The sequence below is a fragment of the Rhodococcus sp. IEGM 1302 genome (assembly GCF_030056935.1).
Taxonomy (GTDB): domain Bacteria; phylum Actinomycetota; class Actinomycetes; order Mycobacteriales; family Mycobacteriaceae; genus Rhodococcus_F; species Rhodococcus_F qingshengii.
Genome location: NZ_JASHKY010000019.1, coordinates 1 through 23,611, shown reverse-complemented (window position 1 = coordinate 23,611; position 23,611 = coordinate 1). Strand labels below are relative to the sequence as shown.

General features: G+C 62.3%; 23 protein-coding genes. 13 read left to right on the top strand and 10 right to left on the bottom strand.

Translation table 11 applies throughout. From position 1 onward, the window contains the following. Positions 1-3 precede the first annotated feature (3 nt). Both sdhA and QM609_RS21600 read left to right on the top strand, forming a co-directional pair. Positions 4-1,755 carry a succinate dehydrogenase flavoprotein subunit gene (sdhA, locus tag QM609_RS21605; RefSeq protein ID WP_003941011.1) on the top strand — a complete coding sequence of 584 codons (1,752 nt, stop codon included), beginning with the start codon at positions 4-6 and terminating at the stop codon, positions 1,753-1,755. Continuing rightward, on the top strand, positions 1,755-2,522 hold the full coding sequence (locus QM609_RS21600; protein WP_003940925.1) for a succinate dehydrogenase iron-sulfur subunit: 768 nt from the start codon (positions 1,755-1,757) through the stop codon (positions 2,520-2,522). Before sdhA ends, QM609_RS21600 begins: the two co-directional genes overlap by 1 nt. Before the next feature lie 58 nt (positions 2,523-2,580). Here QM609_RS21600 and QM609_RS21595 read toward each other — a convergent pair whose 3' ends face one another. After that, positions 2,581-3,603, bottom strand: a complete 1,023-nt coding sequence (locus QM609_RS21595; RefSeq protein WP_037129077.1) for a LacI family DNA-binding transcriptional regulator — start codon at positions 3,601-3,603, stop codon at positions 2,581-2,583. Positions 3,604-3,678: 75 nt separating this feature from the next. Between QM609_RS21595 and QM609_RS21590 the strand changes: the two genes are divergently transcribed. Genes QM609_RS21590 through QM609_RS21575 form a run of 4 tightly spaced genes read left to right on the top strand, consistent with a single transcriptional unit; the run spans position 3,679 to position 7,371 of the window. After that, positions 3,679-4,470: an SDR family oxidoreductase gene (locus QM609_RS21590; protein WP_003940964.1), complete on the top strand. Its 792-nt coding sequence runs from the start codon at positions 3,679-3,681 to the stop codon at positions 4,468-4,470. Further along, positions 4,470-5,510 carry a Gfo/Idh/MocA family protein gene (locus tag QM609_RS21585; protein ID WP_050654870.1) on the top strand — a complete coding sequence of 347 codons (1,041 nt, stop codon included), beginning with the start codon at positions 4,470-4,472 and terminating at the stop codon, positions 5,508-5,510. Before QM609_RS21590 ends, QM609_RS21585 begins: the two co-directional genes overlap by 1 nt. Continuing rightward, complete coding sequence (locus QM609_RS21580; protein WP_050654869.1) at positions 5,507-6,373, top strand: TIM barrel protein; 867 nt, start codon at positions 5,507-5,509, stop codon at positions 6,371-6,373. Before QM609_RS21585 ends, QM609_RS21580 begins: the two co-directional genes overlap by 4 nt. Then, the gene (locus QM609_RS21575) at positions 6,370-7,371 is read left to right on the top strand and encodes a Gfo/Idh/MocA family protein (RefSeq protein ID WP_076948981.1); all 1,002 of its coding nucleotides are present in this window, start codon (positions 6,370-6,372) and stop codon (positions 7,369-7,371) included. The genes QM609_RS21580 and QM609_RS21575 overlap by 4 nt, the downstream gene beginning before the upstream one ends. A 58-nt stretch (positions 7,372-7,429) precedes the next feature. Here QM609_RS21575 and QM609_RS21570 read toward each other — a convergent pair whose 3' ends face one another. The 4 genes from QM609_RS21570 to QM609_RS21555 form a co-directional block, all read right to left on the bottom strand. Continuing rightward, positions 7,430-8,242, bottom strand: a complete 813-nt coding sequence (locus tag QM609_RS21570) for an ATP-binding cassette domain-containing protein (protein ID WP_007727336.1) — start codon at positions 8,240-8,242, stop codon at positions 7,430-7,432. A 3-nt stretch (positions 8,243-8,245) separates the two neighbouring features. Beyond that, positions 8,246-9,304, bottom strand: a complete 1,059-nt coding sequence (locus tag QM609_RS21565) for an ABC transporter permease (protein ID WP_003940759.1) — start codon at positions 9,302-9,304, stop codon at positions 8,246-8,248. 63 nt (positions 9,305-9,367) lie between these two features. Beyond that, positions 9,368-10,369 (bottom strand): substrate-binding domain-containing protein, encoded by a 1,002-nt coding sequence (locus QM609_RS21560; protein WP_007727338.1) that lies wholly within the window; start codon positions 10,367-10,369, stop codon positions 9,368-9,370. 160 nt (positions 10,370-10,529) lie between these two features. Further along, the gene (locus QM609_RS21555) at positions 10,530-11,531 is read right to left on the bottom strand and encodes a LacI family DNA-binding transcriptional regulator (RefSeq protein WP_030535068.1); all 1,002 of its coding nucleotides are present in this window, start codon (positions 11,529-11,531) and stop codon (positions 10,530-10,532) included. A gap of 115 nt (positions 11,532-11,646) precedes the next feature. Here QM609_RS21555 and QM609_RS21550 point away from each other — a divergent pair, with 115 nt between their 5' ends. Next, entirely contained in the window at positions 11,647-12,672 is a 1,026-nt protein-coding gene (locus tag QM609_RS21550) for a Gfo/Idh/MocA family oxidoreductase (RefSeq protein WP_050654868.1), read from the top strand. Beyond that, positions 12,669-13,445 carry a TIM barrel protein gene (locus tag QM609_RS21545; protein ID WP_080726629.1) on the top strand — a complete coding sequence of 259 codons (777 nt, stop codon included), beginning with the start codon at positions 12,669-12,671 and terminating at the stop codon, positions 13,443-13,445. The genes QM609_RS21550 and QM609_RS21545 overlap by 4 nt, the downstream gene beginning before the upstream one ends. Here QM609_RS21545 and QM609_RS21540 read toward each other — a convergent pair. Next, positions 13,442-14,482 (bottom strand): Gfo/Idh/MocA family protein, encoded by a 1,041-nt coding sequence (locus tag QM609_RS21540; protein WP_050654867.1) that lies wholly within the window; start codon positions 14,480-14,482, stop codon positions 13,442-13,444. The genes QM609_RS21545 and QM609_RS21540 overlap by 4 nt on opposite strands. A gap of 192 nt (positions 14,483-14,674) precedes the next feature. Here QM609_RS21540 and QM609_RS21535 point away from each other — a divergent pair, with 192 nt between their 5' ends. From QM609_RS21535 to def, 3 genes are all read left to right on the top strand, one after another. Beyond that, complete coding sequence (locus tag QM609_RS21535; protein WP_050654866.1) at positions 14,675-15,859, top strand: phytanoyl-CoA dioxygenase family protein; 1,185 nt, start codon at positions 14,675-14,677, stop codon at positions 15,857-15,859. 142 nt (positions 15,860-16,001) lie between these two features. Beyond that, on the top strand, positions 16,002-16,313 hold the full coding sequence (locus tag QM609_RS21530; RefSeq protein ID WP_050654913.1) for a hypothetical protein: 312 nt from the start codon (positions 16,002-16,004) through the stop codon (positions 16,311-16,313). Positions 16,314-16,444: 131 nt separating this feature from the next. Then, positions 16,445-17,053 (top strand): peptide deformylase, encoded by a 609-nt coding sequence (def, locus tag QM609_RS21525; RefSeq protein WP_228232563.1) that lies wholly within the window; start codon positions 16,445-16,447, stop codon positions 17,051-17,053. A gap of 2 nt (positions 17,054-17,055) precedes the next feature. On the opposite strand, the gene iri is transcribed toward def, so the two are convergent. The 4 genes from iri to QM609_RS21505 all read right to left on the bottom strand — a co-directional run bounded on the left by iri (position 17,056) and on the right by QM609_RS21505 (position 22,010). Then, positions 17,056-18,483: a rifampin monooxygenase Iri gene (gene iri, locus QM609_RS21520; protein ID WP_050654865.1), complete on the bottom strand. Its 1,428-nt coding sequence runs from the start codon at positions 18,481-18,483 to the stop codon at positions 17,056-17,058. Between the two features lie 121 nt (positions 18,484-18,604). After that, positions 18,605-19,987, bottom strand: coding sequence for an MFS transporter (locus QM609_RS21515; protein ID WP_021332508.1), 1,383 nt, complete (start codon positions 19,985-19,987; stop codon positions 18,605-18,607). A gap of 30 nt (positions 19,988-20,017) precedes the next feature. Continuing rightward, positions 20,018-21,166 carry a Gfo/Idh/MocA family protein gene (locus QM609_RS21510; protein ID WP_050654864.1) on the bottom strand — a complete coding sequence of 383 codons (1,149 nt, stop codon included), beginning with the start codon at positions 21,164-21,166 and terminating at the stop codon, positions 20,018-20,020. Positions 21,167-21,272: 106 nt separating this feature from the next. Next, positions 21,273-22,010 carry a GntR family transcriptional regulator gene (locus tag QM609_RS21505; protein ID WP_050654863.1) on the bottom strand — a complete coding sequence of 246 codons (738 nt, stop codon included), beginning with the start codon at positions 22,008-22,010 and terminating at the stop codon, positions 21,273-21,275. Positions 22,011-22,209: 199 nt separating this feature from the next. Here QM609_RS21505 and iolC point away from each other — a divergent pair, with 199 nt between their 5' ends. Continuing rightward, positions 22,210-23,214, top strand: coding sequence for a 5-dehydro-2-deoxygluconokinase (iolC, locus tag QM609_RS21500; RefSeq protein WP_172933431.1), 1,005 nt, complete (start codon positions 22,210-22,212; stop codon positions 23,212-23,214). Beyond that, a partial coding sequence (locus QM609_RS21495; RefSeq protein WP_502942723.1) for a Cgl0159 family (beta/alpha)8-fold protein occupies positions 23,207-23,611 on the top strand: 405 nt, incomplete at its 3' end. The genes iolC and QM609_RS21495, both read left to right, overlap by 8 nt.

The window sequence follows — 23,611 nt, the reverse complement described above, 5'->3', positions numbered from 1 at the left end:
TTCATGCAGGAACATCGTTATGACGTGGTCATCGTCGGCGCCGGTGGCGCAGGCATGCGTGCGGCAATCGAAGCTGGCCCCCGTGCCCGCACGGCCGTACTGACCAAGCTCTACCCCACCCGCAGCCACACCGGCGCGGCCCAGGGCGGCATGTGTGCCGCACTGGCGAACGTGGAGGAAGACAACTGGGAGTGGCACACCTTCGACACCGTCAAGGGCGGCGACTACCTCGCCGACCAGGACGCCGTCGAGATCATGGCCAAGGAGGCCATCGATGCGGTGCTCGACCTCGAGAAGATGGGTCTGCCGTTCAACCGCACGCCCGAAGGCAAGATCGACCAGCGTCGATTCGGTGGCCACACACGCGACCACGGCAAGGCACCCGTCCGCCGTGCGTGTTACGCCGCCGACCGCACCGGTCACATGATCCTGCAGACGCTCTACCAGAACTGCGTCAAGCACGACGTCGAGTTCTTCAACGAGTTCTACGCGCTCGACATCGCCATCACCGAGACCGAGGACGGCCCGGTTGCCACCGGTGTCATCTGCTACGAGCTCTCGACCGGCGAGCTGCACATCTTCCACGCCAAGTCGATCGTCTTCGCGACCGGCGGCTCGGGACGCATGTACAAGACGACGTCCAACGCGCACACCCTCACCGGTGACGGCATGGGCATCATCTTCCGCAAGGGCCTGCCCCTCGAGGACATGGAGTTCCACCAGTTCCACCCGACAGGACTCGCCGGTCTCGGCATCCTGATCTCGGAAGCCGTCCGCGGTGAAGGTGGCATTCTCCGTAATGCCGACGGTGAACGCTTCATGGAGCGTTACGCACCCACCATCAAGGACCTCGCTCCGCGTGACATCGTGGCGCGTTCGATGGTCCTCGAGGTTCTCGAAGGCCGCGGCGCCGGCCCGAACAAGGACTACGTCTACATCGACGTGACGCACATCCCCGAGGAAGTTCTCGACGAGAAGCTCCCCGACATCATGGAGTTCTCGCGCACCTACCTCGGCGTGGACCCCGTCAAGGAGCCCGTGCCCGTCTACCCGACGTGCCACTACGTCATGGGCGGTATCCCCACCAAGATCAACGGTGAGGTGCTGCGCAACAACGACGAGATCGTCAAGGGTCTGTACGCGGCCGGCGAATGCGCCTGTGTCTCCGTACACGGTGCAAACCGTCTCGGTACCAACTCGCTCCTCGACATCAACGTGTTCGGCCGTCGCGCCGGCATCGCTGCGGCCGAGTACGCGAACTCCACCGAGTTCGTCGACATGCCGGAAACCCCCGCCGCGATGGTCGAAGACTGGGTCGGCGTCATCCTGTCCGATCACGGCCACGAGCGCGTTGCGGACATCCGCACCGAGCTGCAGCAGTCGATGGACAACAACGCCTCCGTCTTCCGCACCGAAGAGCGCCTCACCCAGGCTCTCAAGGATGTGCGTGCTCTCAAGGAGCGCTACAACCACATCACGGTCCAGGACAAGGGCAAGCGCTACAACAGCGACCTGCTCGAGGCCATCGAGCTGGGCTTCCTCCTCGAAATGGCAGAGGTCACCGTCGTCGGCGCCCTCAACCGCAAGGAATCGCGCGGCGGCCACGCTCGCGAGGACTTCCCGGACCGCAACGACGCCGAGTACATGAAGCACACGATGGCGTACAAGGAGGGTGACGGCCTGCTCTCCGACATCCGTCTGGACTACAAGCCGGTGATCCAGACCCGCTACGAGCCGATGGAGCGTAAGTACTGATGTCTGCGCCTGCTGTAGATGCACCCAAACTCCCCGCTGTTCCCGAGGGGGCCGTCATGGTCACTCTCAAGATCGCGCGGATGAACCCCGAATCGGGCGAGGGCCAGCACTGGGACAGTTTCCAGGTCCCGGCACTGCCCACCGACCGTCTGCTCAACCTGCTCCTGTACGTGAAGGGTTACCTCGACGGCACCCTCACGTTCCGTCGCAGCTGCGCACACGGTGTCTGTGGATCGGACGCCATGCGGATCAACGGTGTGAACCGTCTGGCCTGCAAGCTGCTGATGAAGGACATGCTGCCCAAGGACGGCAAGCCGGTCACCATCACGGTCGAGCCCATCAAGGGCCTGCCCGTCGAGAAGGACCTGGTTGTCGACATGGAGCCCTTCTTCGACGCATTCCGCGCCGTGAAGCCGTTCCTCATCACCAGTGGCAACGAGCCCACTCGTGAGCGCATCCAGAGCCAGCACGACCGTGCTCGTTTCGACGACACCACCAAGTGCATCCTCTGCGCATGCTGCACCACGTCGTGCCCCGTGTACTGGAGCGACGGCAGCTACTTCGGTCCCGCTGCCATCGTGAACGCACACCGGTTCATCTTCGACAGCCGTGACGAGGCCGCTTCCGAGCGTCTCGACATCCTGAACGACAAAGACGGCGTGTGGCGTTGCCGCACCACGTTCAACTGCACCGACGCGTGCCCCCGCGGCATCCAGGTGACAAAGGCTATTCAGGAAGTCAAGCGAGCACTGCTCTTCGCTCGATAGTCAGGCCTTCGGCCCTGTGCGCGGTTAGGGAGTCTCCGGACTCCTTGACCGCGCACAGCTATGTCGGGGGCATGTTGAGCGGTGTCACGACTTGAACCGGTGACGTCGTAAAGCCGAAGTGAGCGCCCATGGCGCCGTGTTCCTTCATGACCACCTGACAGGCAGTGCGAACATCCGCCCGCAGATCGTGGTGGAGCACCGCTGATATTCGCCTCTCCCCCAGCAACTTTCGATTGTCACCGTCGAGATCGTGGGCGATGAAGACACTGCACTCCCGGTTCAGTTCTTCGAACGCGTCGACAGTGGCCAGGTTGCCACCACCGATCGAATACACGGCACGGATCTGCGGATCGGATTCGAGTGCCGCTCGCACCAGTTTCCTACTCGTCTGATCCAGACCGTCACTGTTCGGAATGTCGATCAACCGTCGATGCGGAGCCGAGACTCGCATGGCGGAGCGAAATCCCATCTCCCGTTCTTCCTCCCCGCGGAAGAACCCGCTGCTCATGCTGACCAGCACGTTGCCTTCCCGATCCCCCAGCCACTGATCTATCAAGTACGCGGCGGTGGCTCCGGCGGCTCGGTTGTCGATGCCGATGTAGGCGGCTCGCCTGCTGCCGGCAACGTCGGTCACCAACGTGACGACCGGAATCCTTGCCGCCACCAACCGATCGATCGCCGCCACGACTTCCGGAGTGTCGGGAGCCTTGACGATGACACCGTGGGACCCGCGCCGGCGAATCTTGTCGAGCGTCGATGTCATCGCTTCTACCGAACCGGTTTCACGAAAGTGAAACCGAGAACGAACAACAGCGGGTGCAAGGGTGGGCAGTTCGGCCTCGAGCGCGTCACGGACAGCGTCGGAAAACCTTGCAGGAGTTTGCAACACGACGTCGACGATGAACGTGCGACCGACCAGTTTCAGTTGCGAGCGTTGACGTTCCAGGTCCGTGATCGCCTGGCGAACCTCCGATCGTGTGCCGTCGCGAACTCCAGGACGGTCGTTGAGCACCCGGTCGACGGTGGCCTCACTCAGGCCCGACTGCTGAGCGATCTCCCGTACTTTGAATCGATGCGCCACAACTACCTCACGATGATGGATATTTGATGGTTTTTTGCTGTTGCTCGAGGTCTTCGTCACAGCCAGACTAAACCCATGACTTCTACGCCGGGCGTAACCAGGCCCGCACTCCTGGCCGACACCGTCTTACTGGTCAGTGGCGGCTCGCAAGGCGTCGGCGCCGGAATCGTACGCGCCGCAGTCCGTGAGGGCGCTCAGGTGGCTTTCACCGGCCGACGCCCGGACGTCGGAAAGGCTCTCGAGACAGAACTTCCGGGAACTCACTTCATCGAAGCCGATGTGGCACAGACGGATTCCGCGCTCGACAGCGTGGCCGAGACGATCTCTCACTTCGGCCGCGTGGATGCTCTGGTCAATTCCGCCGGGCTCACTTCACGCGGAACGCTGCTCGACACCACCGAAGAACTCTTCGACCAGCACATCGCGGTGAACCTTCGCGGTCCGTTCTTCACGATGCAGGCAGCAGTCAAAGACATGCGCGAGCGTGCGGTCCCCGGGTCCATCGTCAACATCATCTCCACGTCCGAACTCGGCGGGCAGCCCTATCTCGCGCCGTACGTGGCAGCGAAGGCCGGGCTGGCGGGGCTGACCCGCAACGCGGCCCATGCGCATCGCTGGGATCGTATCCGGATCAACGGTCTCGACATCGGGTGGACACAGACCGAGGGTGAAGACCTCACGCAGAGAGCTTTTCACGACGCTGGTGACGACTGGCAGGAACGCGCGGGCAGCACCCTCCCCATGGGCAAGCTCGGACAGGTCGACGAAATCGCCGACTTCGTCGTCTTCCTGCTCTCCGATCGCAGCGGAGTCGTGACGGGTTCGATCATCGACTGGGACCAGAACGTCTTCGGAGGGCTGGACTGATGGGCGCTCGCATCGGAGTCGTCGGCCTCGGACGAATCGGCAGCTACCACGCCCGAAATCTACTGACGCTAAACGGCGTCGACGCACTGGTTGTCACCGATGTCGACGCACGTCGAACCTCGGACGTGGCAAGCGAACTCGACGTGGAGTCCGCTGCCGATCCCGACGCGCTTCTAGCGTCGGGCATCGACGGCGTTCTGATCGCCGCGTCGTCGAGTTCACATGCCGATTTGATCGAAGCCGCTGTCCGCCGAGACATCCCGACGTTCTGCGAAAAGCCGGTAGCCGACTCCATCGAATCCTCCGTTCGTGTACTCGCGACTGCCGAACAGACGTCGGTACCAGTCCAGATCGGATTTCAGCGCCGATTCGACCCGTCATTTGTGGCGGCGTACGACGCGGTTCGATCTGGAGAACTCGGTTGGATCCACACTCTCCGATCGACCACCCTCGACCCCGCTCCCCCGCCGATCTCGTACATCGAACACTCCGGCGGCATCTTCCGCGACTGCTCGATCCACGACTTCGACATCGTCCGGTGGATCAGCGGCCGCGAAGTCACCACGGTTTTTGCCACCGGCTCGAATCAGGGTGATCGCGGGATCGCCGATGCCGGTGACGTCGACACCGCCGCAACGGTTCTCACTTTCGAAGGCGGAACCATCGCGGTCGTGTCGAATACCCGCTACAACGGCCGCGGCTACGACTGCCGACTCGAGGTACTCGGCTCGGCGGACTCCGTCGTTGCCGGGCTGGACGACCGCTTGCCACTGCGCTCTCTCGACCCCGAAACATCGTTCCCCTCGAAGGAGCCGTACACGTTCTTCATGGACCGCTTCACGTCCGCCTACCGTGCGGAACTCGAAGCATTCCTCGGCGTTGTCGCCGGGCGTCGGGAATCACCGTGCACGCCCGCAGATGCGGTCGAGTCGGCCTGGATCTCCGAAGCTGCAACGCACTCTCTGCGCCAGGGTCGGCCCGTCACGATCACCGAAGTCAAAGATCTGTTCCTTCACGACAAGAATGAGGCACACACATGAGCACTCCTCGCATCGCCGGCGCACCGATCTCCTGGGGCGTGTGCGAAGTCCCGGGCTGGGGCTACCAGCTCGACGCTGCGCAAGTCCTCCGGGAAATGCGCGAAGTCGGTCTGGCGGCAACGGAAATCGGACCGGAGGGATTTCTGCCGACTGCACCCGCCGAAATGGCCAAGGTGCTCGCGGATCACGATCTGAGCGCAGTCGGCGGGTTCGCACCGGTACTGCTGCATGATCGCGATCATGATCCGGTTCCCGGCATCTCCCCCATCCTCGATGGTTTCGTCGCCTCGGGTGCCGAGGTTTTGGTCCTGGCCGCCGCGACGGGTTCCGACGGCTACGATTCGCGTCCGGAATTGGACGAGCAGAGTTGGAAAACCCTGCTGCACAATCTCGATCGCCTCACCGACGCCGCGGCCGAGCGCGGAATCAGGGCAGTTGTCCACCCTCACGTCGGAACGATGATCGAGCAGCGCGACGAGGTCCTGCGAGTGCTCGACGGCTCGGCCATCCCCCTGTGCCTGGACACCGGCCACCTGTTGATCGGCGGCACCGATCCGGTCGACCTGGCGCGTCAGGCTCCCGAGCGCATCACCCACGTGCATCTCAAGGACGTCGACGATGCCCTCGCATCACGCGTTCGCAGTGGTGAGCTCACCTACACCGACGGCGTGAAGGCGGGAATGTACCGTCCACTCGGTGGCGGCGACGTCGACATCGCCGGTGTCACAGCCATATTGCAGCGCCACGGTTTCGACGGGTGGTACGTGCTCGAGCAGGACACCATTCTGGCCGAAGCGCCGTCGGACGAGGGACCGGTGCGCGATGTGCGAGCGAGCGTCGAGTATCTGCGGTCGGTTCTGTGACACCTACCCCGCTGCGGATAGGCATTCTGGGAGCCTCACGCATCGCCGAGAACGCGATGATCAAACCTGCAACGGCCACCGGGCACCGCCTGGTGGCCGTTGCCGCACGCGACCCCGAGCGGGCCAGAGCCTATGCGGCCCAGCATGGGATCGAACGGGTGGTCGGTTCGTACGCCGAGCTGATCTCGGATCCGGAGGTGGACGTCGTCTACAACGCGCTGCCCAACAGCCTGCACGGACCGTGGAATCTCGCCGCCGTTCGGGCCGGCAAGCACGTGCTGACTGAGAAACCGTTTTCGAGCAACGCGGTGGAAGCGCGTGCTGTAGCCGAGGCAGCGCGCGTGAGCGGAGTGACGCTGCTCGAGGGGTTCCACTACCTCTTTCATCCGGTGAACCGGCGCCTGCTGGATGTGGTTCGGAGCGGCACAGTCGGCGCGGTCACTCGGGTGGAAACCGTACTGCGGATGCCCACACCATCCGAGAACGACCCGCGGTGGGAGCTCGCATTGGCAGGCGGGTCACTGATGGACCTGGGCTGCTACGGGTTACATGCTTCCCGGACGCTGAGTGACGTCTGTGGCGGTGCGCCAGTGGTGACCGGGACCCGCCACGAGGAATACGCTCCGGGGGTCGATTCGTGGTTCGACATCGAACTCGAATACCCCAGCGGCGCCACGGCATCCGTGGTGACCACGATGTTGGACGAGCGGTATCACTTCACCTTCCGAGTATTCGGCACTGAAGGAGACGTCCTGGTGCACAACTTCCTGCAGCCGAACATCGACGACCGTGTCTCCGTCACGGCCGGTGGGCGCACGAGCGTCGAGCATCTGGGCACGAAGTCGTCGTACACCTGTCAACTCGAAGCGTTCGCCGATCATCTGTCCGGGGTCTCGGCGCTGCCGATCGGGCCGGGCAACGCGGTAGCCAACATGACGATGATCGACGAGGCGTACATGCATTCCGGCCTCGGGGTTCGGCCGACGACCATCCTCTGACGAAACGACTACAGCCTCGGTTCGATTCGAACCGAGGCTGTAGTCGCGAGGTTTTGATCTAGCGGCGAAGCTCGTGGGTCAGCGTCTCGAGCTCGTCACCGCCCGCCATCTCCTTGGTCAGTTCTTCGAGTGAGATGTCGTCGTACTTGGCGTCGAGCTTCTGCCTGCCTCGGTTGAGGAGCACGAAGTGATCGCCGACCATGTACGCGTGGTGCGGATTGTGCGTGATGAAGATGACGCCGAATCCCTGTTCCTTGGCAGCGGTGATGTAGCGCAACACCATTCCCGACTGCTTGACGCCGAGCGCTGCTGTCGGCTCGTCGAGAATCAGCACGCGCGCGCCGAAGAAGATGGCGCGGGCGATGGCAACACACTGACGCTGACCGCCCGAGAGACTACCGATCGGTGCGTCGACGTCAGGTAGTTCGATGCCCATCTTCGACAGTTCCGAAAGAGTCGTCGCGCGCATGGCGTTGGCGTCGAGCGACTTGATCAGACCACCCTTGCGCAGTTCCTGCCCGAGGAAGAAGTTGCGCCACACCGGCATCAACGCAACGACGGCGAGGTCCTGATAGACCGTCGCGATGCCTTTGCCGAGAGCTTCTTTCGGCGAGTGGAACGTTGTCGGTTCACCGTCGACGAGTAGTTCACCTTCGCTCTGTTGGTGCAGACCGGCGATGATCTTGATCAGCGTGGACTTGCCTGCGCCGTTGTCACCGAGCACGCCCGTTACTTCACCCGCACCGACGCGCAGGTTGATTCCCTTGAGCGCGATGATGTTTCCGTATTGCTTACCGACGTCCTTGAGCTCGATCAGTGGCACGTTGCCGCCCGAGTTCGAGAGAGCGGGAACTTCAGCTGTGGTACTCATGTGTCACCTTTTCGCAGCGTAGTTGCGGAATGCGTTGTTGGCGATGACCGCGAACAGCAGCATGGCGCCGAGGAAGAACTTGAACCAGTCCGGGTTCCAGCCTGCGTAGACGATGCCCTGGTTGGTCATACCGAAGATGAATGCGCCGATCGCAGCGCCGATCGCGGTTCCGTAACCACCGGTGAGCAGGCAACCGCCGATGACTGCGGCGATGATGTACAGGAACTCGTTACCGACACCCTGACCGGACTGAACGGTGTTGAACGAGAACAGCAGATGCATGCCCACGAACCAGGCAGCAAAGCCGACGGTCATGAACAAACCGATCTTGACTGCGGTCACCGGCACACCGATCGCGCGGGCACTGTCCTGATTGCCGCCGACCGCGAAGATCCAGTTGCCGATCTTGGTCTTGAACAAAACAAATGTTGCAATCGCGGTGAACAGCAGCCACCACACGACCGTGATCTTGACGGACACCCCGAAGACCGAGAACGACGACGCGAATACCTTTTTGGCGGAATCGAATCCAGCCATGTCGGAGACGCTGGGTGTGGCCACCTGACCACTCACGAGCTTGGTGACGGCCAGGTTGATACCGGTCAACATCAGGAAAGAACTCAAGGTGATGAGGAAGCTGGGAATCTTCGTCTTCATGACGAGGTAGCCGTTGAAGAATCCGACGGCGAGCGAGACGACCAGCGCCAGAATCGCGCCCACCCAAAGGTTGAGGTGCAGGTTGTAGGCGATCATCGACGCGGCGAGCGAGGACGTGGTGACTGCGACGCCGGCGGAGAGGTCGAACTCGCCGCCGATCATGAGCAGGGCGACCGCGCACGCCATGATGCCGATCGTGGAGCTGGAGTAGAGCACTGTCGCAAGCGCTTCCGGCGTACGGAACGGTGCCGCGACGATACAGAAGAAGATGAAGATGGCGATGGCGCCGACAAGTGAACCCATCTCCGGGCGGAGCAGCAGACGCTGAATGCGCTTTTGCTCCTTCACCCGTTCATCGGTCACGACTTTATGGGCGGCAAGGTCGAGATCTGCCTGAGTGGACATGATTTCCCTTCCGTGCTGGACAGGCGCACGGAGGGCGGACTCTCAGCCCTCCGTGCGCCCGGATCAGCGAGTTCCGTTCTTGGCGTACTCGGCGACCGAGTCGATGTTGGTGTTGTCGATGAACGCGGGTCCGGTCAGGGTGGGCAAGCCACCACCGATCACGTTGCCGTTGTTGAGGTAAAGCCACAGCGAATCGATGGCGAGGTAGCCCTGCAGGAAGGGTTGCTGGTCCACTGCCCACTGCACGTCACCGGATTTGATGGCGTCGACGAGCGCCGCGTTGGTGTCGAAGGTGACGACCTTCGCCTTGCTGCCCGCATTGCCGACCGACGTCACGGACGTCAATGCGAACGGCGCACCGAGCGCGAGAACTCGATCGATTGCCGGGTCCTGTTGAAGTTTCGCGGTGATGGTCGACTCCACCGACGGCATGTCCTTGCCGTTGACGTTGAGAATCTCCGTCGTTCCCTTGAACGACTTCTTCACACCGGCGCACCGTGATTCGAGGCTCACGTTGCCCTGCTCCTGAATCACGCACAGCACCTTGGTGGCACCTTCGGTGTTGAGTCGCTCGCCGGCAGCTTCACCGGCAATCGACTCGTCCTGACCGAAGTACTCCTTGACGCCCATGTCCTTCCAGGTTTCGAGGCCCGAGTTGAGGGCGACCACCGGAATGCCCGCGGCGGTGGCACTTTGGACCGCGGCAACCATGGCGTCGGGCTTCGCGAGGGTGACGGCGATCCCGTCGACCTTGCTGTCGATCGCACTCTGAACCAAGTTGGCCTGATTCGGCGCCTCGGGATCGGCGGAGTACCGAAGTTCGATGTTGTCCTTGGCCGCTGCGGTTTCGGCGCCCTTGCGCACCAGATCCCAGAACGTGTCACCGGGAACTTCGTGGGTGATCATCGCAATGGTGGCGCGGGGCGTGTCCGCCGTACCCGCGCCCATTCCGGATCCGGAAGAATCCGGCTTACCGCCGGTGCTGGAACAGGCGGCCAGACCCAAGACCACGACTGAGGCTCCGGCCAGTACGGCAACGCTCTTGCGTCCCGTGAGAAACGACATGTGAACTCCCTCTCGACATCAACCAACGGCCCGCGAACGGATGGTGCTCGGTTGTATGTGAAAGATGTAATACCCGTCACAGTCGAATGTCAATAGTTTGTTCTGACATTAGGACTGCTTATCAAAGACCGGACAAACGAGTTTAGGTCGAAAAACCAGGTCAACGCCCTACGAGTCCAGTTGAACCTCGAACTACAAGTTGTGGTTGCGCGACTATGTCCCTGCCCAAGAGTCCACTTCCGCCGTCGAGGCGTTCGGAGATTCGCTCCACCGCGGCGCCACCCAGAAACGCCGTGTCCTGCCCGACACTGGTCAGATCGATGTGCGCCAAACCTGCCAATGCACTGTTGTCGAATCCGATCACGGAGACGTCGCCGGGCACCGAGACTCCCGCACGCAAGAAGACGTCCAGGACTCCTAGCGCGCAACGATCATTGAAAGCGAAGACCGCACCGGGAATCCCTTGTTCGACCATCGACCGCGCGGCGTCCGCGCCGAACTCCTCCGTGAGGCCGCCGGGAAGTATCCGCGATTCCAGTCCGGCCGCCCGCATGGCCTTCCGGTAGCCCTGACGCCTCTCCTGGGCGCCCGGACCGCGTCCGCCGTCGACATGGACAATCGAGCGGTGCCCGAGTCCGACGAGATGATTCACGGCCATCACGGCGCCCGCCTCGTCGTCCGTGCGGACAACGTCCACCTGTGCTGAGGGCATCTTCCGGGCGAGCACGACGACGGGAACCTTGGCCGCCAGGTCGACGATCTCCGATTCCGGCGCCTGCGAACCCAACAGCAAGATCGCCTCGCATCGGTCGTCGAGCAGGGTGCGCACGGCGCGCGAGCCAGGCCTGCGGTCCGAGACGGCGCTGAGAACGACGTCGTAGCGCAAGCGTTCGGCTGCGTCGTAGATCTCGTCGAGCAGCTCCGCGTGAAAGGTTTGCGCGGCAACATAACTGACACCGATCAGGCGGCTGCGATGCTGGCGCAGCAGTCGCGCCGCGTTGTCGGGTCGATAGCCGAGTTCGTCCGCGGCCGCCTTGACCCGTACCCGCGTCGCATCGCTGGCACCCGGGACATCACGAATGACGATGGACACCAGTGCGCGTGACACACCGGCCAGGTCTGCTACGTCTTGCAAGGTGGGGCGTCGACTGTTCACCTCCACAGACTAGATCGTTCCAGCGAATACACGCCGAAACGTTGACGCACGAGGCAACCAGCGCTTTACTGACACGACTAGAACGATCTAGTTCCTCATCCTCACTCCGAACGGAGCCCCCATGTCTGCCTCTGTTGCAGTCGGTCTGATCGGCGCTGGATGGATCGGCCGTTTCCACGGCGAGTCCGTCGCGCTGCGTATCCCCGGCACCCGTCTCGTCGCCGTCGCCGATCCTGCGCCCGGCGCTGCGGCGTCGTTGATCGAACGTGTCAGTCCCGACGCCCGCGCGTACACCGACGCCCTTGAGCTGATTGCCGATCCGACCGTCGAAGCGGTGCTCATCAGTACGCCCGCATCAACTCACACCGATCTCGTGGTAGCAGTAGCGGAGGCCGGCAAGCATGTCTTCTGCGAAAAGCCGATGGCTTTGACACTCGAGGACGCCGATCGCGCAATCGGCGCATGCGCCGCGAACAATGTTGCGCTGCAGGTCGGTTTCAACCGGCGCTTCGCCGCCGACTTCGCCGCGGCACACGACGTGATCACCTCCGGTGGGATCGGGACACCGCAGCTACTTCGCTCTCTGACTCGCGATCCGGGAATCACCGCCGACGTCGCCTCTCGAGTCAAGCCGTGGACGATCTTCAACGAGACACTGATTCACGACTTCGACGCCCTGCTCTGGCTCAACCCGGGGGCACGCGTCGTCGAGGTGTTCGCGCAGGCCGATGCTCTCGTCCATCCGCAGTACAAGGAGCAGGGGTACCTCGATACGTCGATGGTTCAGTTGCGGTTCGACAACGGCGCCTTCGCGTCGGCCGAGGCCAACTTCCAGGCCACCTACGGTTACGACGTTCGCGGCGAGGTTTTCGGTTCCGGTGGAATGGTGAGTGCAGGCGAGGTCACGCGGACCGCGATGCGTCATTACAGCTCACCGGGCGTTCGGGCCGACACACCTCGGGTGAACATCGAACTGTTTCACGACGCCTATGTTGCCCAGCTAGCGCACTTCGCAGACTGCATCCGCTCCGGCAGCGCGCCGTCGGTCGACGGTCTCGATGCTCGCAACGCCCTGGAAATCGCACTGGCTGCAAAAGAATCCGTGGAAACCGGACTGCCCGTATCGCTGCTGTCGGTGCCGCAGTGAGCCCCTTCGATTTGGCAGTCTCTGCCGAGATGACGTTCACCGAACTCCCTGTCGTCGAACGCATTCGGCGGATCTCGGAGGCGGGGTTCGCAGCCGAGATCTGGAGTTGGCAAGACAAGGACCTCGATGCTCTGGTCGCCACCGGGGCTCGGTTCTCCTCGATGACCGGCTATCTTCACGGCGATTTGTTCGACGAAGCGGGCAGCGCCGAACTCGTACGTACAGCGGCGCTATGCCTCACGCCGGCAGCGAAACTCGGCGTTCCTCGGCTGAACTTCCATACCGGCGAGCTGATCGACGGACAGGCCGCGCGCCCGCAGTATCGAACTACGGGAGCGATGTGGCTGACGGCCCAACGCGCTCTCGAGAAGATCGCGCGACTGGGTGAAGACGCCGGAGTCGTCTTCTGCCTCGAGAATCTCAATACGATCGTCGATCACCCTGGCGTACCGATGGCCAGAGCCAAAGACACTCTGGCACTGGTGGAATCCGTCTCACACCCCAACCTCAAGATGATGCTCGACCTCTACCACGCACAGATCGGCGAAGGAAACCTCATCGAACTCGTGCGGCGTTGTGGTGACAACATCGGCGAGATTCAGGTGGCCGACGTACCCGGCCGATGCGAACCCGGAACCGGCGAGATCAACTACCCAGCCATCGCACGCGTTCTCGCCGAGCAGGGTTACACCGGCACGATCGGATTGGAGGGCTGGGCATCCGGAGACAGTGACACCGCACTCACTGCTTTCCGGAACGCCTTCACACTCTAGGCCTCCCCCGGGAACGTGATCCCTACCTGACGGCGGATCTCGTCGAGGATGTCGAGCGTCGCAATGGCCGCGTCGAGCGGATGGACCGGCGACTCGATATCCCCGGCGGTGATCCGCCGCGCCGCCTCGGCCGCCTCGAACGCGAGACCTCCGACGTATCCGTCGACCGGGTCGTCGTAGCGCGCAGATCTTCCGTCTCCGAGCCGGACCGTAAAGGACCCGGGGCGGTAGAACGTCGAGTCCAGAATGATCATCCCCTTGTCACCGCAGATCGACGCGGTGTTGGGCGTGTCAGCGAGGATGGTGGTGCTCAGACTGGCCTGAGCTACACCGGACCACGAGAGCACCGCGGAAATCTGGCCGTTCACTTGGTGGTTGGCCGGTTGGCCGAGAGCGAGAACCGAACTCGGAACACCTAGTACGCGATGCGCAAGACTGACCGGATAGGTCCCGAGGTCGAGAAGCGGCCCGCCCGCGAGCGCCGGATCGTAAATACGGTGATCGGTCTCGAACCGTTCACCGTGATCTGCCAGAACCGTACGTATGGTTCCCAGAAATCCAGCCTCGATGATCTGGTCGATCACGTCGAACTTGGGCAAGAACGACGTCCACATCGCTTCCATACAGAACAGTCCGAGCGCCGTTGCCCTCTCTCGAATGGCACGCCCCTGTGCACCGTTCAAGGCAAGCGGTTTTTCGATCACGACATGCTTGCCGTGATCCAATGCAGCCATCGCACAATCGAAATGGGCTGTGTGCGGCGTTGCAACGTAGACGACGTCCACCTCCTCGGACGCAAGCAAAGCGCCGTAGCTACCGTGAGCGCATCGGATCCCCCATTGGTCCGCGAAGGCCTGAGCTCGGGCCAGTCCGCGCGAAGCAACTGCCGCCACCTCTTGAGCTGTATCGGTCTGCAGGGATTCCACGAAGCACTGTGCAATCCAGCCGGGACCGAGGATCCCCCAGCACAAAGTCGGGGCGTCGATCGGATCGGCAACCCGGGTGCGAGGAAGTTCCAGAACAGTAGAAGTTGTCATGCCTCGAACTGTAGAGTCGAATCTCGAAATATGTAAGGACATTATGTTGTCCAGCTAAATTGGAACTGGATCAAGCTATTGAGCGAAGAATTCTGAGGTCTTTTTGATGGATTTCGGGGGTAGTTTCGATGGCTTCTCCTTGGCAGTCTTTGAGGTACAGCGCATCTTGAACACTGCAGGAAAGGTCCCCGAATGACTCGAGCACTGACCGACAACACCGTGCCGTCCGCGGGTAGGTTGCACCGAGAAGATTGCAACATCGAAGACTTCGCCGCTCTGGTCGCACACGAGACAGACCCCGCCGATTACCCGTACGCCCATTCGGTGGCCGACGGCGTTCTTCTCTACCGCTCGGATGCTCTGGTCGACAAATTGTCGAATCCTGAAATCCGGGCGGAGATTCAGGACGAGATCGCCCGCGCGTTACTCACCGGTCCAGGCATCACGGTCTTCCAAGGCGCGTTCGACGCGGAGGTATTGGATCGCGCCAGTGCGGTCTTCCGTGAACTCATTGCGCGCCAACACGAATCCGGCGCGACGTCCGGGGATCACTTCGCCAAACCCGGAGCCAATGACCGGATCTGGGGAGCACAACTGAAGTTGGCGCTCGAAGATCCCAAGGCTTACGTCGACTACTACGCAAACAGCATTGTCGCTTTAGCTTCGGAAGCCTGGCTCGGCCCCATGTATCAGGTGACGTCAGACGTCAACGTCGTCAATCCCGGTGGCGCCGCACAGAATCCACATCGCGACTACCACCTCGGCTTCATGTCGAGCGACGTAGCCGCAAAGTTTCGGGCGCATGTTCACCGATTGACCCCGGCCCTCACCCTGCAAGGTGCCGTCGCCCACGTGGATATGCCTGCCGAAACGGGCCCGACGAAGTATCTGCCGTACTCCCAGCAATACGAATCCGGATACCTCGCGTTCGAGCGTCCCGAGTTCAAGGAGTTCTTCGAAGCCAACTACGTCCAATTACCTTTGAAGAAGGGAGATGCCGTCTTCTTCAACCCAGCACTATTCCACGCCGCCGGCCACAACAAGTCCGCGGACGTCCTGCGTATGGCAAATCTTCTCCAGGTGTCGTCGGCCTTCGGTCGAGCCCTCGGAACCATCGACCGGGAGGCACTCGTCAACGCGATCTATCCTGCACTGCTCGCTCTCAGCGAGGCGGGGTCCGACGAGGCAGTTCGGTGCGCCGTCGCCGCCTCGGCCGAGGGCTACGCCTTCCCGACCAATCTGGACCGAGACCAACCGATCGACGGCCTCGCGCCTCAGACGCAGGCCGAACTCGTGACGGAGGCGGTTCGCGAGCGGATCTCACCTGATCGACTGGCCGATCTACTGAAGGCACAGTCCGAGAGACGAATGAGCTGAGGAGACTTGGCAGGACGGCCTGACCATAGCGAAGGAGTCCCTGTGTCGAATAGCCGCGCGTTTTTCGCACTGATGTTGGGCCATGCGCCGTCCGGAATGGCCGAAATGCCGTTTGAAGGCGGTCGGTCGGTACGCTCGAAGCATGGGGTGGGACTTGTTAGTGCTGTTCGCCATGATCGGCCCGTTGGCCGTATTCGGGTGGGCGGCTGTCCGGGCGAAGCGCCGCGGACTCGGCGGATCGTTCGTCGGGCCGTTTCAGGAGATGTTCGATCCCGGCGCTGCGCGAGCCCAGACCGTCATCGAACAGATCGCGGAACTACCGGACCCTGCGGACTCCGGCGACCCGGACGACGACGTGCCGTACACAGTCACCTACGAGGGTGTTCGACTCCACATCAACCCAGGTCAGGCTCGACAGCGTGGAGGCGAAGGGACCGCCAAGCGAGCTGAGTGAAAGTTGCACCAGATCCAATGTTCAGACAGCGGTCCGCGACGCCCGAGAGTAAATCGGCAATGTACTGCAGTGAGAAACACAACGGTCGAACGCGAACACTCTCGTTGCGTTGGGCAGGAGCAGAGCGGAACATGAACCTCATGCCTGTCTCCGAACTTCTCCGCCTAGGTACCGCGCAACCGATCATTCGCTGGGGCACCCCTGTCCTTCATGCGCCTGCTCGGCCAGTGACTGAATTCGGCAGCGATCTCCAAGATCTGCTGGCAGACATGTTCGCTACCAACACCGCCGCACACGGCGCAGGACTCGCAGCTCAACAGATCGGCGTCGACCTCGCGGTGTTCATCTACGACTGCACCGACGAAGTAGGGACGCAACGCACCGGCGTCGTCTGCAATCCGGTCGTCGACCTTCCTGAAGGAGTCCACCGGCAGCTAGTCGACTACGGCGAAGGCTGTCTGTCCCTTCCCGGTTCATACACTGACCTCGCACGACCCGACTTCTCCACCTGTCGCGGAAACGATCAATACGGCAACTCGATCGAAATCACTGCAGGTGGCACCCTCGGGCGCTGCTTCCAACACGAGACTGACCACATCAACGGCATTGTCTTCGGCGACCGACTTCCAACGCGCAAACGCAAACAGCTCTATCGCGACCACGACGAAGTATCGGACCAATACACAGCCCATTGGCCGGCGTGTCAAGCGACCAGTCGGCTTAGAGGTGGAACCAGATAGCCCTACGCCGTTGGCCGGCCGAACCACATGGACAGCTGAGTATCCAACTCCGCCTGCGAATCCCCGACCCATGCCACATGACCGTCCGGCCGAAGCAGGACAGCCGGAGCGTTCAATTCAGTGCTTGTGTCAACGATGTGGTCGGCGCGATCGCTCCAACCATCGACGGACAGTTGGCCACCCTGGTCGAGAAGAAGTCCGCGGCCGGATCGCATCAGGTCGTACAGGTTGCCGCGCGTCAACGCGATGTTCCGCAGCCTCCGACCGAGTAGGTCGTCACCTTCGCCGAAGTCGTAGCGAATCGAGATCGCAGTGATCTTCTCGGTCAGATAACGCTTGACGTCTTCGAAGTCCATCAACTCGGAGATCAAGCGTCGCACAGCTTGTGGACCGGCTGCGGTGGAGATCAGCTCCGCCTGCGCGCGCGTGTTGTCGAGAACGTCGGCAGCCACCGGACGCCGTTCCGATTCGTACGTGTCGAGCAGGCTCTCCGGCGCCCAACCGTTAATCTCTGCGGCGAGCTTCCAGCCGAGGTTGAAGGCATCTTGGACACCGAGATTGAGGCCTTGTCCGCCCATCGGTGGGTGGATGTGTGCGGCATCGCCGGCGAGGAACACCCGGTCACGCCGGTAGTGCTCCGCCAGACGGGTGGCGTCACCGAAGCGCGAGAGCCACCGCGGTGAGTGCACACCGAAGTCGGTGCCCGCAATGGCCAGTAGCTGTTGCTTGATGTCGTCGAGGGTGGTGGGAACCGCGCGACCGTCGGCAACTTCGGCCGCGGGTACCACGACGCGAAAAGCACCATTGCCGGCGGGACCGACTCCGAATCGTTTGTGCGTTTCCCGGATTTCGGCGACAACGGCGGCCAGTTCATCAGCCGGCATGGTCACGTCCATTTCGCCGATCAACGTGTCGGCGCTCGACGGCTCGCCGGGAAACCCGACGTCGATCAGCTTCCGAACAGTGCTGCGGCCGCCGTCGCAGCCCACGAGATAACGCGCGTGAAGTGTTGTGCCGTCGGACAATTCCGCTGTGACGCTATCGGTATCTTGACGGATCGCGACGACGCGCTTCCCTCGCTGAATGTCCGCACCGACTTCGGTGGCATGTTCGGCAAGAATCCTGTCGATCTCGGGCTGAGGAATGCCCAGTACGTACCCGTGCGCAGTATCGAGGTGCGCCGGTGCCGGTTTGCTGATCCCCGCGAAGAATCCACCGAGCGGATATTTGCGGCCGTGCGCGAGGAACTTGTCCAGCAACCCGCGCTGCTCCATGATTTCGATGCTGCGCACATGGATACCGAGGGCACGGACGAACTGAGTCGGCTCCTCGTCCTTGTCCACGACGACGACATCGACGCCCTGCAGCCGGAGCTCACCTGCCAGCATCAATCCAGTTGGTCCAGCACCGACAATGATGACATCACTCATGCGATCCCCTCCTTCGGGCAAGGCTTTTGCTTGCTCGCAGCAGACGAGTGTGCACCATCACCGGGGCCTTGCCGCAAGCCCCGGGTCCCGCGTTATGATGAAAGTGGCGGAAGACGCTTCATCAGCGCACCAACACCACAGCACCCGTATCGCGTGGGAGCCGCCAACTCTCGATCACCGTCGGCACCAGCATGGCCCCGAGAACACCCAGCGTCAGAGAAAACGGCACTCCGCCGCTCAGATCCTCCGACTCCGCCAACGGTGTACAGAGCGTGATCACCAAAGCGGACAGTGCAATACCCAGACCGGACGCCAACTCTTGCAGCGTTGCATGCAGAGTATTGGCATCGGTCAGCTCACCCGAGTCGACGTCGGCGAACGCCAAGCTGTTGTACGCGGTGAACCCGATGGATCGCAACGCGCCACTGACAAACAGTGCGACAGCGATTACGACGTCCGGTGTCGTCGACGAGATCAGTACCAGCGCACCGAAGCACACCACCGACAGAACTCCGTTTCCCACCAGAACTAGTCTGATCCCGAACCTGCGCATGAGCGGAGTGGTGAGCGGTTTGATCGCGATATTCCCCGCGAACAGAGCCATCACCAGCAGACCGGCCTTGAACGCCGACATTTCGAATCCCACTTGGAACAACAACGGCAGCACAAACGGCACGCCCATGATCACGAGCCGGTACAGCGAGCCGCTCGACGCGACGAGCCGAAACGATCGAAGTCGGAGGACGCCGAGCGCGATGAGCGGATGATCCGACCGGACGAGGTGAATGACGGCCAAGCTCAACAAGATCAGAGCCGCAACGATCCCGAGGCCCACTCGTAGCCAGTCGGTTCCGGCACTGTGCACGTTATCGAGCGCCACGACAAGCACTGCGACGCCTGCTCCGATCACCACCAATCCCAGCCAGTCGAGGCTCCGTTTCTGCGCCTCCCGAATGTCGGGCACCATGCGCAACGCCAGCAGAAACCCGACGATCCCGATCGGAACGTTGATCAGAAAGATCCAGCGCCACGAAGCGATCGACACGATGGCTCCACCCACAGCGGGCGCAAGAACCGGCGCTGTGAGCGCCGGCCACGTCAAGTAGGCGATAGCCCGTACGAGTTCCGCCTTCGACGTCACCCGCAATACTGCGAGCCGCCCCACCGGCACCATCATGGCGCCGCCTACCCCTTGTAAAGCACGCATTCCCACCAGCATCGGGAGGGAGGTGCTCAGTGCACATCCCACCGACGCCACCGTGAAAACGACTATGGCAGAGATGAAGACACGTCGCGTTCCGAATCTGTCGGCCATCCATCCGCTCGCCGGGATCAGGACGGCCAACACCAGGAGGTACGAAGAAACGGCGACATTGACGTCGACGGCATCAACTCCGAAAGATTGGGCGATCGACGGCAGTGCCGTTGCGAGAATCGTCGCGTCCAGCATCTCCATGAACAGCGCTGCTGCCACGAGCAGCGCCAGTCCGCGGGGAAATGTCACTGCACCAGAGCCTTTCGGAGGAGCTGTCGATCAGCCGAGAGAAATCCAGCTGCCGGAGGTCACCGAGGCGACCATCGCGTCCAGAGCCTGTGCGGACGCGACTGCATCAGCGATGGTCGCGCCCTGCGGCGCTCCGTCCACGATCGAGGCGATGAAATTGCGAGCCTCGATCACTTTCAGGTCGTCGTAGCCCATCGCGTTGGCCGCGCCAGGCTGGAAGCGGCCGAACTCACCGGACTCGGGGCCGACCAGAACCGTCGTGACGGATTGGTCCTGGTACTTCGAGCCGAGGCTGGTGCCCAGTTCACCCATCCGGCGGTAGTCCCAGAACACGGCACCTTTCGTGCCGTGAATCTCGAATCCGTAATTGTTCTGCTCTCCCACGGCGACGCGGCATGCTTCGAGGGTGCACCGGCCACCCGACCCGAGGCGCAGAAGTGCGCTGACGAAGTCTTCGTTCTCGACAGCCCCCATCTCCCCACCGCTGGCCCGCGCATGTCCACTGGTAGCGGCGGACGGACGCGCACGCTCCGGGATGAAGATCGCAGTATCCGCAACGAGAGCGTCGACGTCACCGAGAAGATGACGAATCAGATCGATGCCGTGCGAAGCCAAGTCGCCCAGGACGCCGGCGCCGCCGCGCTCACGCTCGTATCGCCAACTCAAAGCACCTTCAGGGTGGGCCGCATAGTCGCTGAGGAAACGAAAACGCGAGTGCGTGATCGTGCCCAACTCCCCTGAGTCGATCAGGCTCTTTGCCAGGGCCACAGCCGGCGCGTTTCGGTAGTTGAAGCCGACGGTCGACTGCACACCGGCCTTCGAGACTGCTACGGCACCAGCTTTGGCGTCTTCCGTGGACAAGCCGACGGGCTTCTCGATCCAGATGTGTTTGCCGGCCTCTGCCATTGCGACGCCGATTTCACGGTGCAAGAAGTTCGGGGCCGTGATGCTCACCGTGTCGATGGCCGGATCGGCTGCGATATCGCGCCAATCCTGGGTGAAAGCTTCGAAACCGAACTGGTCCGCTGCTTCCTCCCCTCGGCCCGGCACCTCGTCGGCGACGGCGGCCAGGCGGATCACGGGAAGCTGCGGATAGTGCTGCCGCAGACGCAGATACGCCTGCGTGTGGACGCGGCCCATCCATCCGAATCCGGCAACTGCTACTGAAATGCCTGTCATGAGGCTCCGTTCGGGTCAAATGATCGAAGGATCGCAGAAATGCTGGGATCACAAATCACCCCCACTGACTCGGTCAGGCGGGTACTCGTGTCACCGGGATCGAGATCTAGCGGTCGACCACGGTGGTGTCGAAGTAGTAACGCGACGCTCGGTAGCAGTGGCTGCCGTACTCGACGGCGCTACCTGAATCGTCAAATGCAGTGCGGCTCATGGTCAAGAGGGCAGCACCCACTTTCTCGTCGAGCAATCCTGCTTCTTCGCGAGTCGCCGCCCGAGCGCCGATTCGCTGCCGCGCCACACGGATGTGAACGCCGCGAGTTCGCAAGGTTTGGTACAGCCCCTGCGTCTCCAACTCCTCGGGATCGGGTGCGATGTCCACCGGAATGTAATTGGTCATCACGGCAAGCGGTTCGCCGTTGGTGCTTCGCAGACGCCTGATGGTGGCCACTTCGGCGTCAGGTTCGAGGTTGAGTTCCGCGGCAACGCCCTCGGCGGGAACTCCCACCGTGAACTCGAGCAGCTTGGTCGTCGGCGCCTGGCCGGCCCTCGCAAGGTCGTCGAACAGGCTGGTGAGCTCGACCGGGCGGTGCACCGGACTTTGCACCACCTGAGTTCCGACTCCCCGCTTACGAACAAGTAGTCCCTTGTCCACCAGTTCCTGGATCGCGCGTCGAGTGGTCGGACGTGAGAGATTGAGCCGTTTGGCCAACGCCAGTTCGTTCTCGAAGCGATCACCTGGGGCAAGTTCGCCACCGAGAATAGCGCCCTCGATTGCCTGTGCCAGCTGAAAATACAGCGGCACCGGGCTCGAGCGGTCCAACTCGACGGCGAGTGCTGCGACCACGGCCAACTCCGATCTGTCTTGGGAAGGCGCCGTATCGACGCTACTTCTCTCGGCAGTGTATGCGAACACTAACATTCACTTGACCGCAAGTCATAATGTCCAGACAAACTATTGACAATCGCTGTGTCGCGGCGCACAGTTTCAGTCATACAACGGTGCCCTGCGCGGGCAGCCCACCACGAACTCTCGGGAGTCAGTCTTGACAAGCATCAACACTCACCAGAGCGGGTCACACATCCCTGACGCACCCTTCGACGTGCTTGCCATCGGCCGATCGGGTGTGGACATCTACCCACTTCAGACCGGTGTCGGACTCGAGGACGTCGAGACGTTCGGCAAGTTCCTCGGCGGCAGCGCAGCCAATGTCTCGGTGGCGGCCGCGCGCCTCGGCCGGCGAGCAGCACTGATCTCCGGCGTAGGCAGCGATCCTTTCGGGAAGTTCGTCACACGCGAGTTGGCACGTCTGGGCGTCGACAACAGGTTTGTCGTCACCAATTCCGAGTACCCGACACCGGTGACGTTCTGCGAGATCTTCCCTCCGGACGACTTTCCGCTGTACTTCTACCGCAAGCCGCATGCGCCCGATCTTCGGATCACCCCGGAAGACATCGACCTCGACGCCGTTCGAACAGCGTCCCTCTACTGGTCGACTGTGACGGGGCTGTCCGAAGAACCGAGTCGCAGTGCACACTTCGCGGCCTGGGAAGCCCGCGAACGACGCCCGCTGACGGTCCTCGATCTGGACTACCGCCCGATGTTCTGGTCGACGCCCCAAGAAGCAACCACTCAGGTGCAGCGCGCTCTGGCGCACGTGACAGTAGCCGTGGGGAATCGTGAAGAGTGCGAAATCGCTGTCGGTGAGACCAACCCGAACAAGGCCGCCGACGCGCTTCTCGACCTCGGAGTCGAACTGGCCATCGTGAAGCAGGGCCCGAAGGGTGTACTCGGCAAAACGCGAAAGCAGTCGATCACCGTGCCGCCCAACGCCGTCGACGTGGTCAACGGGCTGGGAGCAGGCGACAGCTTCGGCGGATCACTGTGCCACGGACTGTTGGCCGGGTGGCCGCTGGAGAAGGTACTGCGGTACGCCAACGCGGCCGGCGCGATAGTCGCATCTCGGCTCGAATGCTCCACTGCGATGCCGACCGCCGAAGAAGTCCACGATCTCGCCGAAGCCACAGCCACGGAGGCAGTCAATGTCTGACAAGCTCGCCGCCCGCCCCCTCGCCACCACCTACGCCGAAGTGACGGAACTGCGTGCGAGCGATCCGCAGATCATCGAAAAGGCCTGGGCAGCGCGAACTCCTCGCGCCACTGTTCGAGGCAATGGCCGGCTCATGATCGTCGCGGCCGATCATCCGGCGCGTGGGGCGCTGTCTGTCGGCGGCAAGCCGACAGCGATGAACAGTCGTACCGATCTGCTGGACCGGTTGCGCACTGCTCTCGACAATCCTGGAGTCGACGGCGTTCTCGGTACTGCGGACATTCTCGACGATCTGCTCCTCCTCGGCGCCCTCGACGACAAGGTCGTCTTCTCGTCGATGAACCGCGGCGGCCTGGCAGGCGCGAGCTTCGAACTCGACGACCGCATGACGGGATAC

Excerpts from the sequence above, each read along its gene's own strand:
- QM609_RS21550 (WP_050654868.1), top strand. The coding sequence starts at position 11,647 with ATGTCTGCCTCTGTTGCAGTCGGTCTGATCGGCGCTGGATGGATCGGC.
- QM609_RS21585 (WP_050654870.1), top strand. The coding sequence starts at position 4,470 with ATGGGCGCTCGCATCGGAGTCGTCGGCCTCGGACGAATCGGCAGCTAC.
- QM609_RS21510 (WP_050654864.1), bottom strand. The coding sequence starts at position 21,166 with ATGACAGGCATTTCAGTAGCAGTTGCCGGATTCGGATGGATGGGCCGC.
- QM609_RS21535 (WP_050654866.1), top strand. The coding sequence starts at position 14,675 with ATGACTCGAGCACTGACCGACAACACCGTGCCGTCCGCGGGTAGGTTG.
- sdhA (WP_003941011.1), top strand. The coding sequence starts at position 4 with ATGCAGGAACATCGTTATGACGTGGTCATCGTCGGCGCCGGTGGCGCA.
- QM609_RS21530 (WP_050654913.1), top strand. The coding sequence starts at position 16,002 with ATGGGGTGGGACTTGTTAGTGCTGTTCGCCATGATCGGCCCGTTGGCC.
- QM609_RS21565 (WP_003940759.1), bottom strand. The coding sequence starts at position 9,304 with ATGTCCACTCAGGCAGATCTCGACCTTGCCGCCCATAAAGTCGTGACC.
- QM609_RS21590 (WP_003940964.1), top strand. The coding sequence starts at position 3,679 with ATGACTTCTACGCCGGGCGTAACCAGGCCCGCACTCCTGGCCGACACC.
- QM609_RS21580 (WP_050654869.1), top strand. The coding sequence starts at position 5,507 with ATGAGCACTCCTCGCATCGCCGGCGCACCGATCTCCTGGGGCGTGTGC.
- QM609_RS21570 (WP_007727336.1), bottom strand. The coding sequence starts at position 8,242 with ATGAGTACCACAGCTGAAGTTCCCGCTCTCTCGAACTCGGGCGGCAAC.
- QM609_RS21600 (WP_003940925.1), top strand. The coding sequence starts at position 1,755 with ATGTCTGCGCCTGCTGTAGATGCACCCAAACTCCCCGCTGTTCCCGAG.
- iri (WP_050654865.1), bottom strand. The coding sequence starts at position 18,483 with ATGAGTGATGTCATCATTGTCGGTGCTGGACCAACTGGATTGATGCTG.
- QM609_RS21540 (WP_050654867.1), bottom strand. The coding sequence starts at position 14,482 with ATGACAACTTCTACTGTTCTGGAACTTCCTCGCACCCGGGTTGCCGAT.
- def (WP_228232563.1), top strand. The coding sequence starts at position 16,445 with ATGAACCTCATGCCTGTCTCCGAACTTCTCCGCCTAGGTACCGCGCAA.
- QM609_RS21560 (WP_007727338.1), bottom strand. The coding sequence starts at position 10,369 with ATGTCGTTTCTCACGGGACGCAAGAGCGTTGCCGTACTGGCCGGAGCC.